The organism is Pedococcus sp. KACC 23699 (assembly GCF_045348425.1).
Classification (GTDB): domain Bacteria; phylum Actinomycetota; class Actinomycetes; order Actinomycetales; family Dermatophilaceae; genus Pedococcus.
Window position 1 is genome coordinate 1,883,400 of sequence record NZ_CP157483.1, and the last position, 15,484, is coordinate 1,898,883.

General features: G+C 72.8%; 17 protein-coding genes. 12 read left to right on the forward strand and 5 right to left on the reverse strand.

The features are described 5' to 3' along the window. Positions 1-239: 239 nt before the first annotated feature. The 3 genes from ABEG17_RS08800 to ABEG17_RS08810 all read left to right on the forward strand — a co-directional run bounded on the left by ABEG17_RS08800 (position 240) and on the right by ABEG17_RS08810 (position 2,434). Positions 240-1,451 carry an ATP-binding protein gene (locus ABEG17_RS08800; protein WP_406832907.1) on the forward strand — a complete coding sequence of 404 codons (1,212 nt, stop codon included), beginning with the start codon at positions 240-242 and terminating at the stop codon, positions 1,449-1,451. Positions 1,452-1,460: 9 nt separating this feature from the next. Further along, a complete protein-coding gene (locus ABEG17_RS08805; RefSeq protein WP_406832908.1) occupies positions 1,461-1,988 on the forward strand; it encodes a GNAT family N-acetyltransferase in 528 nt (175 codons plus the stop codon). A gap of 164 nt (positions 1,989-2,152) precedes the next feature. Further along, positions 2,153-2,434 carry a DUF427 domain-containing protein gene (locus ABEG17_RS08810; RefSeq protein ID WP_406832909.1) on the forward strand — a complete coding sequence of 94 codons (282 nt, stop codon included), beginning with the start codon at positions 2,153-2,155 and terminating at the stop codon, positions 2,432-2,434. A 25-nt stretch (positions 2,435-2,459) separates the two neighbouring features. Here ABEG17_RS08810 and ABEG17_RS08815 read toward each other — a convergent pair whose 3' ends face one another. Together ABEG17_RS08815 and ABEG17_RS08820 are read right to left on the reverse strand one after the other, a co-directional pair. After that, positions 2,460-3,161, reverse strand: coding sequence for a 4'-phosphopantetheinyl transferase family protein (locus ABEG17_RS08815; RefSeq protein WP_406832911.1), 702 nt, complete (start codon positions 3,159-3,161; stop codon positions 2,460-2,462). Between the two features lie 44 nt (positions 3,162-3,205). After that, positions 3,206-3,835 (reverse strand): maleylpyruvate isomerase family mycothiol-dependent enzyme, encoded by a 630-nt coding sequence (locus ABEG17_RS08820; protein WP_406832912.1) that lies wholly within the window; start codon positions 3,833-3,835, stop codon positions 3,206-3,208. 73 nt (positions 3,836-3,908) lie between these two features. Between ABEG17_RS08820 and ABEG17_RS08825 the strand changes: the two genes are divergently transcribed. Further along, on the forward strand, positions 3,909-4,349 hold the full coding sequence (locus ABEG17_RS08825) for a MarR family winged helix-turn-helix transcriptional regulator (protein WP_406832914.1): 441 nt from the start codon (positions 3,909-3,911) through the stop codon (positions 4,347-4,349). 139 nt (positions 4,350-4,488) lie between these two features. After that, positions 4,489-5,121 carry a DUF421 domain-containing protein gene (locus tag ABEG17_RS08830; RefSeq protein WP_406832915.1) on the forward strand — a complete coding sequence of 211 codons (633 nt, stop codon included), beginning with the start codon at positions 4,489-4,491 and terminating at the stop codon, positions 5,119-5,121. On the opposite strand, the gene ABEG17_RS08835 is transcribed toward ABEG17_RS08830, so the two are convergent. Continuing rightward, on the reverse strand, positions 5,118-5,714 hold the full coding sequence (locus ABEG17_RS08835) for a methylated-DNA--[protein]-cysteine S-methyltransferase (RefSeq protein WP_406832916.1): 597 nt from the start codon (positions 5,712-5,714) through the stop codon (positions 5,118-5,120). The genes ABEG17_RS08830 and ABEG17_RS08835 overlap by 4 nt on opposite strands. Then, complete coding sequence (locus ABEG17_RS08840; RefSeq protein WP_406832917.1) at positions 5,711-6,199, reverse strand: RNA polymerase sigma factor; 489 nt, start codon at positions 6,197-6,199, stop codon at positions 5,711-5,713. Before ABEG17_RS08840 ends, ABEG17_RS08835 begins: the two co-directional genes overlap by 4 nt. 68 nt (positions 6,200-6,267) lie before the next feature. Between ABEG17_RS08840 and ABEG17_RS08845 the strand changes: the two genes are divergently transcribed. From ABEG17_RS08845 to ABEG17_RS08865, 5 genes are read left to right on the forward strand one after another with little or no spacing between them, the layout of a single operon-like run. Then, a complete protein-coding gene (locus tag ABEG17_RS08845) occupies positions 6,268-7,104 on the forward strand; it encodes a glycerophosphodiester phosphodiesterase (protein WP_406832918.1) in 837 nt (278 codons plus the stop codon). Between the two features lie 43 nt (positions 7,105-7,147). Then, complete coding sequence (locus ABEG17_RS08850; RefSeq protein WP_406832919.1) at positions 7,148-7,624, forward strand: ATP-binding protein; 477 nt, start codon at positions 7,148-7,150, stop codon at positions 7,622-7,624. 37 nt (positions 7,625-7,661) lie between these two features. After that, positions 7,662-8,564: a DUF5926 family protein gene (locus tag ABEG17_RS08855; RefSeq protein WP_406832920.1), complete on the forward strand. Its 903-nt coding sequence runs from the start codon at positions 7,662-7,664 to the stop codon at positions 8,562-8,564. Between the two features lie 15 nt (positions 8,565-8,579). Beyond that, the gene (locus tag ABEG17_RS08860) at positions 8,580-9,299 is read left to right on the forward strand and encodes a glycosyltransferase family 2 protein (protein ID WP_406832921.1); all 720 of its coding nucleotides are present in this window, start codon (positions 8,580-8,582) and stop codon (positions 9,297-9,299) included. Positions 9,300-9,314: 15 nt separating this feature from the next. Then, positions 9,315-10,784, forward strand: coding sequence for a hypothetical protein (locus ABEG17_RS08865; protein WP_406832922.1), 1,470 nt, complete (start codon positions 9,315-9,317; stop codon positions 10,782-10,784). Here ABEG17_RS08865 and ABEG17_RS08870 read toward each other — a convergent pair. Then, complete coding sequence (locus tag ABEG17_RS08870) at positions 10,723-12,951, reverse strand: hypothetical protein (RefSeq protein ID WP_406832923.1); 2,229 nt, start codon at positions 12,949-12,951, stop codon at positions 10,723-10,725. The two genes, ABEG17_RS08865 and ABEG17_RS08870, sit on opposite strands and share 62 nt — an antisense overlap. A gap of 41 nt (positions 12,952-12,992) precedes the next feature. Between ABEG17_RS08870 and ABEG17_RS08875 the strand changes: the two genes are divergently transcribed. Together ABEG17_RS08875 and ABEG17_RS08880 are read left to right on the forward strand one after the other, a co-directional pair. Continuing rightward, positions 12,993-14,423, forward strand: coding sequence for a glycosyltransferase 87 family protein (locus tag ABEG17_RS08875; protein WP_406832924.1), 1,431 nt, complete (start codon positions 12,993-12,995; stop codon positions 14,421-14,423). Continuing rightward, the gene (locus ABEG17_RS08880; RefSeq protein ID WP_406832925.1) at positions 14,420-15,373 is read left to right on the forward strand and encodes a D-2-hydroxyacid dehydrogenase family protein; all 954 of its coding nucleotides are present in this window, start codon (positions 14,420-14,422) and stop codon (positions 15,371-15,373) included. The genes ABEG17_RS08875 and ABEG17_RS08880 overlap by 4 nt, the downstream gene beginning before the upstream one ends. Positions 15,374-15,484: the final 111 nt, after the last annotated feature.

A 15,484-nucleotide genomic window follows, 5' to 3' on the forward strand; every position in this document is an offset into this window, starting at 1 on the left:
GGCGGCATGCCGGGTCACTGTGATCAGTTGGCGCTGTCGGAACGCGCCCGGCACGACGCCCAGTGATCACAGTGACCGGCCAGGGCAGAAGCGATCGACGGGCGGCGGCAAGGATCGCGATGTATCGGCGACTATCAGAACGACGGTAGAAAGCGCCATACGGGAGCATCGACCGCGACACGATCGGGGCGTATCCGCACCTCTCGGGATATCGCTAGACAGACCCATACCCTGCGATCGTGGACCCGATCCGTAACCCCTATGCCCCCGGCGCCGGCCAGCGCCCACCCGAGCTGGCGGGGCGCGACGAGCAGCTCCAGGCGTTCGACATCGTGCTGGAGCGGATCGCGCGCGGGCGACCCGAGCGGTCGATCGTGCTCACCGGGCTGCGCGGCGTCGGCAAGACCGTGCTGCTCAACGCGCTGCGCTCGGCTGCGGTCCGCGCCCACTGGGGCACCGGCAAGCTCGAGGCGCGCCCCGACCAGGGCCTGCGCCGTCCGCTGTCGGCGGCGCTGCACGTCGCGGTCCGCGAGCTCGGCCACCCGCAGGGCGACGACGTCGACCACGTGCTCGGCGTGATCAAGGCGTTCGCCCAGCGCGACTCCGCCCCCGGCGCCAAGCTGCGCGAGAAGTGGAACCCCGGCATCGACGCCCCAGCTGTGAGCGGCCGCGCCGACTCCGGTGACATCGAGATCGACCTCGTCGAGCTGCTCACCGACGTGGGCGGGCTCGCCGCCGACGTCGGCAAGGGTGTGGCGATCTTCGTCGACGAGATGCAGGACCTCACGGCCGAGGACGTCTCCGCCGTGTGCGCCGCCTGCCACGAGATCTCGCAGTCGGGGCTGCCCGTCATCGTCGTCGGCGCGGGCCGGCCGCACCTGCCCGCGGTCCTGTCCGCGTCGAAGTCCTACTCCGAGCGGCTCTTTCGCTACCAACGCATCGACCGCCTCGACCGCAGCGCGGCCGACCTCGCCCTCGTCGCTCCCGCAGAGGACGAGGGCGCCGAGTTCACGCCCGAGGCCCTCGAGGCGATGTATGCCGCGACGGCCGGCTACCCGTACTTCGTCCAGGCCTACGGCAAGGTCGCCTGGGACGTCGCCCCGAGGACGCCGATCAGTGCCGAGGACATCAAGGTCGCCGCGCCCGAGGCCGAGGCCGAGCTGGCCGTCGGGTTCTTCGGGTCGCGGTTCGAGCGGGCGACGCCGGCCGAGCGGGAGTACCTGCGGGCCATGGCCGACGCCGCGCTCGCCATGGCCGAGGCGGGGGAGGACGTCGACGAGACCGAGTCGGTGCCGACCTCCGCGGTCGCCACCCTGCTCGACCGCAAGCCACAGTCGCTGTCGCCGGCGCGGGACGCGTTGCTCAAGAAGGGGCTGATCTACTCGGGCGAGCGCGGGCGGATCGCGTTCACCGTCCCCCACTTCGGCCGCTACCTGCGCGCCACCGGCTGAGAGGTCCCGGTGTTCGAGCTCCAGGGCGAGCGGCTGGTGCTCCGCCCGATGCGACCGGATGAGGCCGACGTGCTGCGCGAGCTGTGGGTCGAGCGTGACGACCCCCGGCTCCCTGCGCATCGTCGGCTCGACGAGCAGGGGCACCCCACCGTCGCCGAGCTCGCGGAGTCGATAGCCACCGCCGCGGTCTGGTCGGCAGGTCGCGACGGGCTGGGCTTCCTGGCGGTCGAGCGCAGGGTGGAAGGAGACGTCATCGGCTACTGCGGGCTCGTCGACAGCGGACGGGCTGGGGAGGGCGAGCCGGAGATCGCCTTCGAGCTGCTCCGCCGAGTCCACGGGAACGGTTACGCGACCGAAGCCGCGCTCGTCGTCGTCGAGCACGCCCGGTCGACGGGTCACCAGCGGCTCTGGGCGACCGTCTGGGACTGGAACACCGCGTCGCGTCGGGTGCTTGCCAAACTCGGTTTCACCGAGACCGGCCGCACCGAGGTCGTCCCGGGCCGTGGCACGACCCTGTGGACCGTCTGCGACCTCTGACGAGGGGGGCCGCCCCCACCGCGGCAGCTGCGGGGAGGTGGTGGGTCACGCGGACCACGGCTGGCCGCACGCTGCGCCGGGAACACGCCGGGCGTGGACGCGGTTGGGACTGTGGACAGCCCGGCACCGCCACGAGGGCCGTGCCACCAGTCGAGGAGCAGGACATGCGCGCGATCTGGAACGACACGGTCATCGCCGAGAGCGACGACACGGTCGTCGTCGAGCACAACCACTACTTCCCCCGGTCCTCGGTGCGTGAGGACCTGGTGCGCGTCTCGGGCAGGACGAGCTTCTGCCCGTGGAAGGGGACCGCGTCCTACCAGTCGATCGAGGTCGACGGTGAGGTCAACGAGGACGCCCTGTGGTTCTACCGCGAGCCCAAGGACGCAGCCAAGGAGATCGCCGACCGCGTCGCCTTCTGGAAGGGCGTCACCGTCACGCAGTGACCCCGGCGCCGGGCGGTCTCGGCCGCTACCTGCGCGCCATCGGCTGACCCATCGGCCCCGCCCCGGTCTGGTGGTGCTCACGGAGGACGGGCGCCTGCTCGCTCAGCACGGTGAGGCACGCGAGGTGCTCACCGGTCGGTCTCAGGTCGACCAGGTGTGCGGCAAACGTTTCATGACCCGGGTATGCGTGCACCGCTGGTGGCTCCGTCGCCGCGCCGAGGGTGAGCCCGCTCAGGTCGCCGGCTATGCCGTCTCCGGTGGCCTTGACCACCGACTCGAGCCGCGTCCACTGCCGCAGCACCACCTCCGGGGCGTCACCGTCACGCACCCCCAGCACACCTGCGAGGTGGCCGACGTCTCGCGCCGAGAGGTCGCGGACGACCTCGACGTCGAGCCCGACCGGCGCATCTACCGACAGGGCCACCCCGACGAGGCCGGCGGTGTGCGTGACCGAGACCTTGACCGCCTCACCGACGATCAGCGGTCGCCCATGGGGCTCCCCGCAGGTGCCGCAGGTCCGGTCGATCCGGACCTGGGCAGGCGCTGCGCCGGTGCGGGCCCCGACCGCCTCACGCAACAGCGCCACCCCGGTGACGAACCGCTCGAAGGCGCCCGCGTCGGCATACCGGTCTGCGCGCAGCCGCTCGTCGGGGTCAAGGACGTGCAGGAGGTGCAGGACGCTCGCGCGGGTGTGGGGCACGGCCCAGTAGACGTCGACCTTGACCACGTCGCGATTGTTCCATCGATCGTCGAGCCTACGAGTACCGGCGGTCAGGCCGGCAACGCCTCGACGCCGGGACCGCGCAGTCGGGCCGCGGCCGCGGCGGTCCGACCGGTGGCGAGGAGCAGCAGGTCCTGCACCCGCCCCTCAACCGGGGTGCCGGTGCCGATGTCGAGCGCGCCGTCGGTCGCGACGAGCCGGAAGTCGCGCAACCGGCGACGCGCGTGGAACGGCCAGCCCATCGTCCACACCCGCTCGAACGCGGCGATCGCCGCAGGCAGCGGCATCGGGCGCTCGACGCCCAGCGGCACCGCGATGTCCTGACCGTGCACGAGCACGTCCAGCAGGATGTTGCGCGGGTTGGTGACGAACGGCATCGTCCGAGCGGCGGCGCCGCGGTCGAGCTCGGCGACGAGCTCACCCGTCGGCAGCACCGCGTGCCTGCGGGCCAGGTCGCGGCCGAACGCCCATACGTCGCCCCGGGCCCGCACCATCCCCACCGCGAGGGTGCCGACCGAGAATCCGCTCGGCGTCATCGCCACGTGGGCGGCGACATCGCGCACCCTCCACTCCGAGCACAGCGACTGTGCCTCCCACTGCTGCGGCGTCAGGCTGCCGAGCAGCTCGACCAGGCTGCGCCGCTCGGCCTCGATGGCCGCCCACCTCGTCTCCTCGTCCATGTCGCCCCCTCCGTCGTCACGTGCCTATGACGTCACGTCCCGAATAGTCAGAGAACTTGATTATCATGATCCCGTGACCGGACTTCCGCAAGACCCACCGCTCGGCGTGCTCCTGTTCATCCCCTACCGCGCCATGGAGGTGCGGGTCCTTGAGGCCGTGGTGGCGGCCGGGTACCCGCTGACCATGGCGCAGGCGAGGGTGTTCCAGCGGATCGCCTCCGACGGGTCCAGGCTGACCGAACTCGCGGCCGCGGCCGAGGTCACCAAGCAGAGTGCCGGGTTCCTCGTCGACCAGCTGGAGGTCAATGGCTACGTCGAACGGGTCCCGGATCCCTCCGACGCCCGCGCCCGGCTCATCCGGCTGACGAGCCGGGGCCACGAGGTGGTGGCGGTGGCTCGTCCGGTGCAGCAGCAGGTCGAGGCCGAGTGGGTCGCCCACCTGGGCCGCGAGCGGACCGAGCAGCTGTATGCCACGTTGGCCGAGCTCCGGAAGGTCACCGATCCCTTCGCCTGAGGGGGAACATCGCGCGCGACAGGATGATCTCTTCCCTCGCTTTGCGTGCCAGCTGAATGCGGGCTGAGCTCGGGACGAAGTGGGGCGCGCGTGGGGCCCGGCACGGTTACCTTGAGGGCGACCGACCCGAGGAGCCCCGATGATCCAGCACGTCCCTGCAGTCCTCACCCACGTCGTCGCCGCCGCCCCGACCGGCATCGCGAACGACCTGTTCGACCTGCAGATGCCGGTGCTGGAAAAGGTGATCCGCACCGTGGTCATCTACCTCGGGATCGGCGTCATCATCCGCGTCGCCGGCAAGCGGCTGCTCGCGCAGATGAACTCGCTCGACCTCGTCGTCGTCCTGCTGCTGAGCAACGTCGTGCAGAACGCGATCATCGGGCCGGACAACTCGCTGCTCGGTGGCCTGATCGGCGCGGTGGTCCTGGTGGGCTTCAACGCAGCCCTCGACCACTGGTCGATGCACAGCCCCCGGGTGGCGTGGATCCTCAGCGGCAAGGCGACCGAGGTGGTCACCGACGGGGTGGTCGATCGCCACGCCCTGCGCCGGCTGGGCATGACCGAGGCGGAGCTGGCCAACGCCGTCCAGCAGCAGGGCGCGACCACGTTGTCCGAGGTCAAGCGTGCTGCCCTGGAGCCGGGTGGCTCGGTGACCGTGGACCTGTACCGCGACGCCCACGCGGCCACGATCGCGGACCTGCGCCGCGCCGTGGACGCCCTGACCGCCCAGCTCCAGCAGCGCCCGCCGCACACTCCGCCGCTGACCCCCTAGGACGTCTGCCGCCCCGCCTCGAGGTCGAGGAGGAAGCGCTTGGCAGTCAACCCACCGGCATACCCGGTCAGCGCACCTGACGACGCCACGACCCGGTGGCAGGGGAGGACGACGCACAGCGGGTTGGCGCCCAGCGCCGCCCCGACGGCCCGGGCCGCCTTGGGTCGTTCCACCCGCGCCGCGAGCTCGCCGTACGTCGCCCGCGTGCCGTACCCGACCGACGCGGCCAGCGCGGGCAGCACGATCCGCTGGAAGTCCGACGCCAGCGCGAGGTCGGTGTGCAGCGTGAAGCCCCGGGTGCGCCCGGCGAGGTAGTCGTCCAGCTGGCGCCGCGCCTCGTCGAGCTCGCGCGGCTGGCGCAGGATCCGTGGGGAGACCTTGGATGCGAGGCGGGCCAGGACGGCGTCTTCGTCCTCGTTGGTGCCGATGAACGCGGTCGCGACCATGGCGCCAGAGTCCTTGCGGGCCAAGAGCATCCGGCCGATGACGGTGTCCTCGACGACGTACGAGACGTCACTCGCGGCGAGCACGGGCGGACGCAGCGAGGGTGCCCAGCCGGCCAGGGCTGCGGCGGGATCTGTGGCGTCGTTCATGGGAGGTCCTTTCGCAGCGTCGCAAGGGCGTCGCTGACCAGGCGCCGGCTCATCGCGGGCGAACAGCCCAGCGCGGCGGCGATGGTCGGGTGGTCGAGGTCGACGACGTACTTGAGGACGACGGCCTCGCGCTGCCGCGGGGGCAGTGCGTCGACCGCGGACCACAACGGCGCGTCGGGCAGGTGCGTGTCGGCTGCTGGGGCGGCCGGCTCACGGGTGGACAGGGACGCGGGGTCGTCGTGGGGGACCGCCCGGCGACCACGACCGCGGTGGGCGTCCATGGCGCAGCGGTGCGTGATGGTGAGCAGCCAGCCGCGCAGGTTGGTCGCCGAACGCAGCGACGGGTAGGCCGCCAGGGCCTGGGTCCACGCCTGCTGGGCGACGTCGTCGCCGTCGACCGGCCCGGCCAGGGCGTGGGCGAGGCGGGCGACGTCACGCCAGTGGGCGTCGACGAGGACCTGGAAGGCGGGGAGGTTCACAGCCATGGAACGCGCCACTCCTCCTTCATGTGAGTCCTTGCCGGGGACTCGGCCCGGTGTGGAACCATGGTGGCGTGCTCGACGACGCCGTCTCCGTGCGGCCCTCAGCTGTGTCCCGTCCCACCCCCCTGGTGATCGCCCACCGCGGGTCCAGCCTCGCCGAGCCGGAGCACACGCTCTCGGCTTACCGACGGGCGATCAAGGAGGGCGCCGACGCCCTGGAGTGCGATGTCCGGCTGACCGCCGACTCCCACCTGGTCTGCGTCCACGACCGACGGGTCAACCGCACCTCCAACGGCCGGGGCAGCGTCTCGACGCTGGAGCTGGCCGAGCTCGAGGGCCTCGACTGGGGCTCGTGGAAGGACGCGCACGGTGGCGACCTCGAGCTGCCCGACCGCGACCGCAACATGCTGCTCACCCTGCGGGCGCTGCTCACCATGGTGACCGCCAGCGACCGTCCCATCGGCATGGTCATCGAGACCAAGCACCCGACGCGCTACGCCGGGCTGGTCGAGCGCCAGCTGGCCAAGGTGCTCAAGGAGTTCGGCCTCGACGGGCCACGGCGGCCAGGGCAGCACTGGGTGCGGGTGATGTCGTTCTCCCAGCTGGCGGTCCAGCGGATGCGCCAGCTGTGTCCCGACGTGCCGGCAGTGCTCCTCGTGGAGGACTCGGTGCCCCTGCGGTTCCGGGACGGGTCTTTGCCCCGCGGGGTGAACGCGATCGGTCTCGACATCAAGATCGTGCGCCGGTGGCCGGAGACCGTGGCCCGTCAGCGCCGTCGCGGTCACGAGGTCTACGTGTGGACCGTCGACGAACCGGCGGACGTGCAGCTGTGCCTCGAGCTCGGCGTGGACGCCATCATCAGCAACCATCCCGCCGCGGTGCTCGACGCTGTGCGTGGGACTCGATAGTCTCCGTGCCAATCGGTCGCAAACGAGGGGATCTGGGCACGTCATGACCGCAGCACCCCACCCCGACCGCCCCGTGCGGTCCGCGACGGTGTCGCAGGGCAGGTCCGGGACCGACTCCTCCCGGACCATCCGGGTCGCGTGGCGCGCCACGAGCGTCTCGCAGGTGCGCAAGGTCCTCGTCGAGGACCTCGCCTCCCGCGAGGTGGAGGCCGACGTCGTCGACGAGGCCGAGATCGTCATCTCCGAGCTCGTCTCCAACGCCGTGCGCCACGCCCGCCCGCTCTCCGACGGCAACCTCCGGGTCCACTGGAAGGTCAAGTCCGGGGTCGTCGAGGTCGAGGTCACCGACGGCGGTGGCGACAGCACCCCACGCCCCGCGCCACGCACGATCTGGGCGCCCTCGGGTCGCGGACTGCGCATCGTGCGCTCGCTCGCCCACGAGTGGGGCGTGACCGAGGACCGCAACGGCTGCACCGTCTGGGCCTCCGTCGGCGGGCCCTCCCGTCGCCGCAGCCGCTGACGCCGGGCCCACTGCAGCGCCCACTAGGGTTTGCGCCATGGGTAAGGCATCGCGGCGCCGCAAGCACGGCGCAGACCAGGGTTCCACCGAGGCAGCACGCACGAGGGTCGAGCCGGCACCCTTCGTCTCACGGCCCTTCGAGGGCCTGCCGAACGAGACCGACTGGGTCGCCATGCGCGAGATCCTCCCGGCCGCGACGGCCTCGGTGTCGTTCGCCAAGGGCAAGGCCCCCGAGGGTGCCCCCTCCGACGTGACCGTGGCGACCGTCCTGCCGATGGCGTGGCCGGGCCTGCACCGTGCCGACGGCACCGTCTTCTTCGGCACCCAGTCCGGCTCGGTCTCCGGCGACGCCTCCCGCGACCTGGCCGGCTCCCTGATCGCCGCCGCCACGGCAGAGAAGGGCACGCCGATCGCCTCGACCCCGTCGGCCACCGCCGACAGCCCGCGCCTGCAGGACCTCCTCGACACCGGTGCCCCGTTCGAGGTCACCGTCCACGAGGGCTTCGACTTCTGGGTCGGCGACAGCGAGCTCGACGACGACGCGAAGTCCTCGCTCGAGCGGGCCAACGAGTCGGTCATCCCCACCGTCAAGATGGACGCCGCCCCTTCGGCCTACTGGTGCCGGATCGGCGAGCGCACCCACATCCGCCTGGTGCTCCCGCAGGACGAGGACACCGCGACCGACGCCCTCGCCCGCCTGCACGCCGCCAGCGAGAGCGGCCTCGGCGGCCCGACCCGGCTGCTCGGCGCCTTCCGCGCCTGCGGCCTGCTCGTGCCGGTCTGGGACCTGGAGCCCGAGAAGACCTCTGCCGACTACGAGGGCCCGCTCGGCGAGTTCATGGAGCGCTACGCCAAGGCCGTCGCCGCCACCGACTCGCTCACCGCGGACGAGCGCCGGGCCAGGTCCGGGTTGCTCAGCCGCCAGGTCACCCTCCGCTGACGACGGCCCGCTGAGATGACCGCTCCCGGCGTCGCCGCCATCATCCCCGCCAAGGACGAGGCGGACCGGATCGCGGCCACGGTCGCGGCCGTCCGCGCCATACCGGGGGTCGACCTGGTCGTCGTCATCGACGACGGGAGCACCGACGCGACGGCCGAGCTGGCCCGGGAGGCCGGCGCCGAGGTGGCGCGGCACGCCCGCAACCGTGGCAAGGCGGCCGCCATGGCCACCGGCGCCGACTACGTCGCCCGCCACGAGGGGGTCGAGGGCGGCGACGCTCCTCGACCGCTGCTGTTCGTCGACGGCGACCTCGAGGCCTCCGCGGCGAACCTCGGGGTGCTCGTGCCCCCGGTGCTCAAGGGCCGCGCCGACATGACCATCGCCACCCTGCCGCCGCAGAAGACCGCAGGTGGCGGGCGCGGGTTCGTCGTCCGCCTGGCGCGCAAGGGGATCGAGGACCTCACCGGGTTCTCCGCGGTCCAGCCCCTGTCCGGTATGCGGTGCATCTCGCGGCCCGCGTTCGACGCGGCGACCCCCTTGGCGCGGGGGTGGGGCGTGGAGGTCGGGCTGACCGTCGACGTCCTGCTCGCGGGGCTGCGCGTCGAGGAGGTCCCCTGCGAGCTGCACCATCGGGTGACCGGCAAGGACTGGCGCAGCCAGCTGCACCGGGCCCGGCAGTACCGTGACGTCGCGCTGGCGCTGGCGCGTCGCCGGGCGCGACGCGGCCTGCGCTGAACCACACTGCACCTCATGGGGAACTCGGTGCGCGCACGGGCGGGGACGGCTGCGGTCGCACTGTCGTTCGCCCTGCTGCTCCTCGTCGGCGTCGCCGGCCCCAGCGCCGCCAAGCCCGGGCTCGGCCCGCGAGGTTGGGCGCCGGGTGACCTCGCGTGGGCACCGTCCTCGGCGCTGGTCACCGCCCTGGTGTGGGCGGCATACCTGCTCGGTGGAAGTGGCGTCCTGCTGCGGCTCCTCGCCGCCGGAAGGGACGCGGCGGTCGTCGCGACGCGGCACGCCGCTCGGTGGTCGGGCTGGGGCTGGCCGTTGCTGCTGGGCGTGGCCGCCCTGCTCACCGGACCGTTCGGCTCGGCCGACCACACGAACTACGCGGCGTACGGTCGCATCGCCGCCCAGGGTGGTGACCCCTACTTCACCGCCCCCGACGCGTGGTCGGCCTCCGACCCGGTGACCAGCGCGGTCGAACCGCCGTGGACCGGGACGGTCAGCATCTACGGGCCGTTCGCGACCGCGCTGCAGGCCCTCGCCTCCGTGGTCGGGGGCGCCAACCTGCGCCAGACCGTCTGGGTGTGGCAGCTGCTGGTCGTCGCGGCCTGGCTGCTCGTCCGGCTCCTGCTGCTGCGTGCAGGCGCGGATCGGGCCCGGGTCGACACCCTCTGGACCCTCAACCCCCTCGTCTTCGGCATCGGCGTCCTCGGTGCGCACGTCGACCTCCTCGCGGCCGCGCTCGCGCTCGCCGCCCTCGTGCTGGCGGCGAGGAGCCCGTTCGCCGCCGGCCTGGTCGGCGGCCTGGCGGTGTCCACCAAGATCACCTTCGGCATCGCCGGGGTCGCGCTGCTGGTCGGGTGGTGGGTGCACGAGCGGAGCGGGTTCTGGCGACGGGCGCTGCTCCTCGCGGTCGGGGCGCTCCTCGTCGCGGTGCCGCTGCACCTGTGGGCCGGGCCGCACGTCTTCGACCAGCTCGAACGGGCGCGTCGGTCCATCTCGCTGGCGACGCCCTGGCGCCTGCTCCTCGACCGGCTCGCCGGTGGAGCGGTGGCCGCCGGCACCGTCCGTGACCTCATCTCCTGGGCGTCGGTGCTGCTCGCCGTCGTCTTCCTCGTCCTGCTGGCGCGGCTGACCCGCGGCCTCGCGCCCGCCACGACGATCGGCACCGCGGCCCGCTGGGTCGTGGTCCTCAGCTCCGCCTACACGCTCGCGGCGCCCTATTCCCTGCCGTGGTACGACCTGCTGGCCTGGGTCGCCCTGCCGGTGCTGGCCCCCGGCGTCGTCGACCTGCTGCTGCTGGGCCGGCTGACCGCGATGGCCGTCGCCTACGTCCCCGGCCGAGTCGTCGGCATGTCCAAGACCGTCGAGCACCTCACCCTCGGTGTGCGCCGGCGGGTGGTGCCGTATGCCGTGCTGGCCGTGTGGGTGTGGCTCAGCCTCGCCGCGAGGCGCGGGTCCGTGAGAGCGAGCGCGCCTCGTCCTCCAGCACCCTGACGCTCACCGCGATGATGAGCGGGACCGCGATGATGGCGCCGTTGGCCGGGATGGCCACGCCGGAGTCGTTGATGGCGAAGCCGATGGTGAGCATGACGAGCAGCGCGATCAGGCCGGGCCGCAGCGTCGGGCACGCCTCATACGACCGCTCGAGGGCCCGGGACCCCCACGAGGTGGGCCGGGCGAGGATGTAGATGACGAACACCAGGGCGATCGGGACCAGCAGCGCGAGGCGGTAGTTGCCGAAGAGGATCGAGATGTTCTGCTCGAGCTTGCGGCTGACGATGTCCCACGCGCCCCCGGTGAAGAGGGAGTCGAAGAAGCGGCCGAGGTGCGACTGGTTCTCCGTGGCGCGCAGCGAGTCGAGGAACCCGACGAGCAGGAACAGGCCGACCGTCACGCCGGCGATCAGGGCGCCGCGCTTCCACGTCATGGTGATGCCGAGGATGGCCAGGACGAGGTAGGCGATGCCGGGCAGGAGGGCCGGCGGGCCGCCACCGTCGGCACCCCACCCCGGGTAGCCGTCGACGACGACCGCCGCGAGACCGATGAGCACGGTGGCCACGGCTGCCCGACGCGGCTGACCCCGCTTGACGAAGTAGCTGGACACGGCGATGCAGAGCAGGATCGCCGAGGTGGCGAACAGCGCGAAGGTCACGTTGCCCATGCCGTAGAACCGTCCACCCACGACCGGCTGCAGGCCCATCAGGGAGGAGATCTGCAGGCGGCCGCCGAGCATGATGTCGCCGCCGAGGACGAGCAGCGTGGCCAGGGAGACGGCAGCGAGCGGGCCGGTCAGGCGGCGCCCCCACGGACCGAGGAAGGCGATGGCGGAGATGATCGCGACGAACACCCCGACGGAGGCGGTGATCGCGAGCATCGGCACCGGGAAGCGCCACCACGGGACGAGGTTGGCGAGGAAGGTCGCGGCCGGCACGGTCGCCGCGACGATGGCCACCCGGCGGGTGATCCGCAGCATGCGCAGCCGCAGCTCCGTGGACCCGAAGTCGCGGCGCCACACCAGGGCGGCGAACAGGTAGATCGCGATCTGGGTGTAGACGACCGCGTTGAAGAACGGCGGCACGAGCGAGTGCACCTCGTGGCTGGCCTCGTCGAAGTCGATGAGACCGCGCAACCGGTCGGCCGCGGCGGTGCCGGAGTTGGCGTCGGCGGACCCGCGGGTCAGCGTCGCGCCACCGAGACCCGTGGGCACCGGCACGGCCGCGGCGTTGAGCATGGTGACGGTGAGGTCGGCCGCCTGCACCAGACCGGGCTGGCGGGTGGACTTCGAGGTCAGGGTGCCCGGCCCGTAGTGCGGACCTTTCGCCGCGACGAGGCGCAGCCGCTCGCTCGCCCCGGCGTCGGAGAGGCTGGCCACGACCACGTCCGAGCCGCTCGGTGCCGCCGCCAGCACCTGGCCGATGCGCTTGTCGATGGCCTCGGCCTGCTGCGTGCGCGATCCGGCGCCGGCGGGAGCGGTCTCGCCCTTGGGCAGGTCGGCCGGGTCACGCAGCGAGCCGACGTCGACGAGCGTGACGCGGCACGCCGAGAGCAGCCCGGTGAGCTCGGCCGGGTCGTATGGCGCGTAGCGCGGCACCGCGCCGGACCGGTAGGCCGCCCCGACCCCGGCCCCGGGGCCGACCGCCTGGATGCACTGCTTGTTGGAGGCGAGGGTCTCGCCCAGGGTCCCGAGGGTCGAGTCGAACTTCTTGTCGGTCGCCGACTTCACGTAGCCGTTCCAGCCGGGGACGACCCCGCTGTCGACGACGGGGACCGGCGGGCACGGGTCGGTGGTGGACCGGTCGCCGCCCTTCCCGGGGCCGGCCGCGGCGGCACGGTTGCCGGCCGAGAGGCTCAGCCAGCCGTCGACCGGGCAGGTGTTGGTGAACACCGAACGCACCGACAGCGCGGCCGTCGAGCCGTCCCGCAGCAGCGACCACAGGGCCGGCGTGGCCTTCTCGTCGACGTCGCTCCAGGTCAGCCCACCGGTGCCCACGAGGATGACGGGGTTGCCGTCGGCGACCGCCGGGGCCGCAGGGACGGTCGTGGAGTGGGTCGCGGAGATGGTCGCGGAGACGGCCGCGGCGCTGCTGGCAGCAGCCGGGAGGAACACCGCCGACACGGTCGCGAGCAGGCCGAAGAGGCAGAGCAGGGCGCGGCGGGTCACCGGTACAGGCTACGGGTCGGGACACGCGCAAGAATGGGGGCGTGACGACGACGACCCGCCCTGCGGCACGCCCCGGCAGCCGCACCCGGCGGTGGCGGGCCCTTGGTGACCGGGCGGCCACCCGCTTCTCGTCGTGGTCGGCGCGGACCCGCTGGTCGGTGGGGATCCTCGTCATCGCCCTCGCCGCCGCCGTCCCGGTGCTGCGCTACCTCGTCTTCTGGCCCCTGGACCAGTGGCAGGTCGACGTCGAGGTCTACCGCGAGGCCGGGGTGTCGATCCTCACCGGTCGCCCCATCTACTCGGCGATGACCGAGTCCCCCCAGCTGCTGCCGTTCACCTACCCGCCGTTCGCGGCCATCATCGCCGTCCCCCTGGCACTGGTGCCGTTCGGCGTCATCGGCTGGCTGTGGACGATCGCGCAGGTCGCGGCCACGACGGCGATCGTCTGGTACGCCGGGTGGCGCCTGATCCACCGCACCGGACGGCTCGCCCCCCTGACCCTGGCCCTGCTCACCGCCCCGATGCTCTGGCTGCACCCGGTGTCCGACGGCCTGCGGTTCGGCCAGGTGAACGCGTTCATGGTGCTGGCCTGCCTGATGGACCTGCGCCGTCCGCGCCCGGGCGTGCTGCGCCGCATACCGCCGGGTGTCCTCGTCGGGCTCGCGATGTCGATCAAGCTCACGCCGGGCGTGTTCGTCGTGCACTACCTGATCAACCGCCGGTGGAAGGAGGCCGCGACCGCCGTCGGGACCGCTGTCGCCGTGACGGTGGGCTCGTGGCTGCTGCTGCCCGAGGCGTCGTTCGCGTTCTGGGGTGGCGCGCTGCAGGACCCCACCCGCCTGGGCCCCAACGCCGGCACGTCCAACCAGAGCATCCGCGGGTTCCTCCTGCGGGTGGGCCCGGACGGCCTCGCGGGCAACGTCCTGTGGCTCGCCCTCGTGGCTGTCGTCGGGTTCGTCGGCTACTCCCTGGCCCGGCGCGCCTACCTCGCCGGCGACTCCATCAGCGAGGTCGCCGCCGTCGGGCTGATGGCCGTGCTGCTCTCGCCGGTCGCCTGGATCCACCACCTGCACTGGATGGTCGTCGTGGTGTTCGCGATCCTGGGGGCCGAGCCGTGGCGTGACCGCCGCCGGCTGTGGGCCGCTGGCGTGCTCACCGCCTTCTTCCTCTGCCGGATGCCGTGGTGGGGCATCTCCTGGCTCAACCAGCCGCACTGGCCGCGCTGGCCGGGGCGGATCCTGCAGAACGCCGACACCTTCGGCTCGCTGCTCGCCCTCGCGCTGCTGTGGTGGGCGCTGCACCTGCCCGAGGCCGTACTGCGCGACAGCGCCCCGGGTGCGGAGGTCGCGGACCAGCGGGGCGCGGACCAGCTGGGCGCGGACCACGCGGTCGATGCCCCCGACGGGTCTGCCGATCCTTCGGTCGACGTCTCCGACGGGTCTGCAGACCGCCCGGCGGTGGAGGCCCGGTGAGGGTCGCCGTCCTCGACGACTACCAGTCCGCGTTCGACCAGCTCGAGGCCGCGCGACGGCTGGCCGACCACGAGGTCGTGACGTTCGCCGACTCGGTGACCGGCGCCGACCTGGTCGAGCGGCTGAGCGGGTTCGACGCGGTCATCCTGCTGCAGCAGCGGACGCACCTGCCGCGCCCCGTCGTCGAGGGCCTGGACACCGTGCGCCTGGTCAGCCAGACGGGCCGCAACACCGGCCACCTCGACCTCGAGGCCCTGGCCGGGCGTGGGGTCACGGTCTGTGCCGGGGGAGCGGGGTCGGCGGCGACCACGGCCGAGCTGACCTGGGGGCTGATCCTCTCGTCGTTGCGCCACCTGCCCGACGAGGTCGCCCGGCTGAGGGCAGGCCGGTGGCAGGGGTCCGTCGGCACCTCGGTGGAGGGCAGGACGCTGGGCGTCTACGGCCTCGGCCGGATCGGCAGCCGGGTCGCTGCGGTCGGCCGGGCGTTCGACATGCGGGTCGTGTGCTGGGGACGTTCGGGCTCGCAGGAGCGCGCGCGTGCGGCGGGGTACGACGTGGCGAGCAGCCGGGAGGCGTTCTTCGCCGAGGCAGACGTCCTGACGGTGCACCTGCCGCTGAACGACGACACCCGCGGCATCGTCACCGCTGACGACCTGGCGCTGATGAAGCCGGATGCGTTGTTCGTCAACACCTCACGGGCGGGACTGGTCGAGCCGGGCGCGCTCGCGGCCGCCGTCGGCGCCGGGCGTCCGGGTCGGGCCGCGGTCGACGTGTTCGACACCGAGCCCGTGCTCGACGCGGCCGACCCGCTGCTCGCCCTGCCCGGCGTCACGGCCACACCGCACCTGGGCTACGTCGAGTGGGACGTCCTCGCCTCGCTCTACGACACGGCCGTCGACCAGGTCCTCGCCTTCGCTGCAGGCGAGCCGGTCAACCGGGTCACCGGCTGACCGGATCCGCGCAGCACGCGGGCGACCCGCATACCCTCCTCGTCGGCGAAGGGTGGCGATCGGTCCCTTCCCGTACCCGGGAAAGGGCAACGCGCCACCTTTCGGCGAGCC

Coding starts and splice junctions, on each gene's coding strand:
- ABEG17_RS08865 (WP_406832922.1), top strand. CDS start 9,315: ATGGGGAACTCGGTGCGCGCACGGGCGGGGACGGCTGCGGTCGCACTG.
- ABEG17_RS08855 (WP_406832920.1), top strand. CDS start 7,662: ATGGGTAAGGCATCGCGGCGCCGCAAGCACGGCGCAGACCAGGGTTCC.
- ABEG17_RS08840 (WP_406832917.1), bottom strand. CDS start 6,199: ATGGCTGTGAACCTCCCCGCCTTCCAGGTCCTCGTCGACGCCCACTGG.
- ABEG17_RS08850 (WP_406832919.1), top strand. CDS start 7,148: ATGACCGCAGCACCCCACCCCGACCGCCCCGTGCGGTCCGCGACGGTG.
- ABEG17_RS08835 (WP_406832916.1), bottom strand. CDS start 5,714: ATGAACGACGCCACAGATCCCGCCGCAGCCCTGGCCGGCTGGGCACCC.
- ABEG17_RS08830 (WP_406832915.1), top strand. CDS start 4,489: ATGATCCAGCACGTCCCTGCAGTCCTCACCCACGTCGTCGCCGCCGCC.
- ABEG17_RS08820 (WP_406832912.1), bottom strand. CDS start 3,835: ATGGACGAGGAGACGAGGTGGGCGGCCATCGAGGCCGAGCGGCGCAGC.
- ABEG17_RS08860 (WP_406832921.1), top strand. CDS start 8,580: ATGACCGCTCCCGGCGTCGCCGCCATCATCCCCGCCAAGGACGAGGCG.
- ABEG17_RS08810 (WP_406832909.1), top strand. CDS start 2,153: ATGCGCGCGATCTGGAACGACACGGTCATCGCCGAGAGCGACGACACG.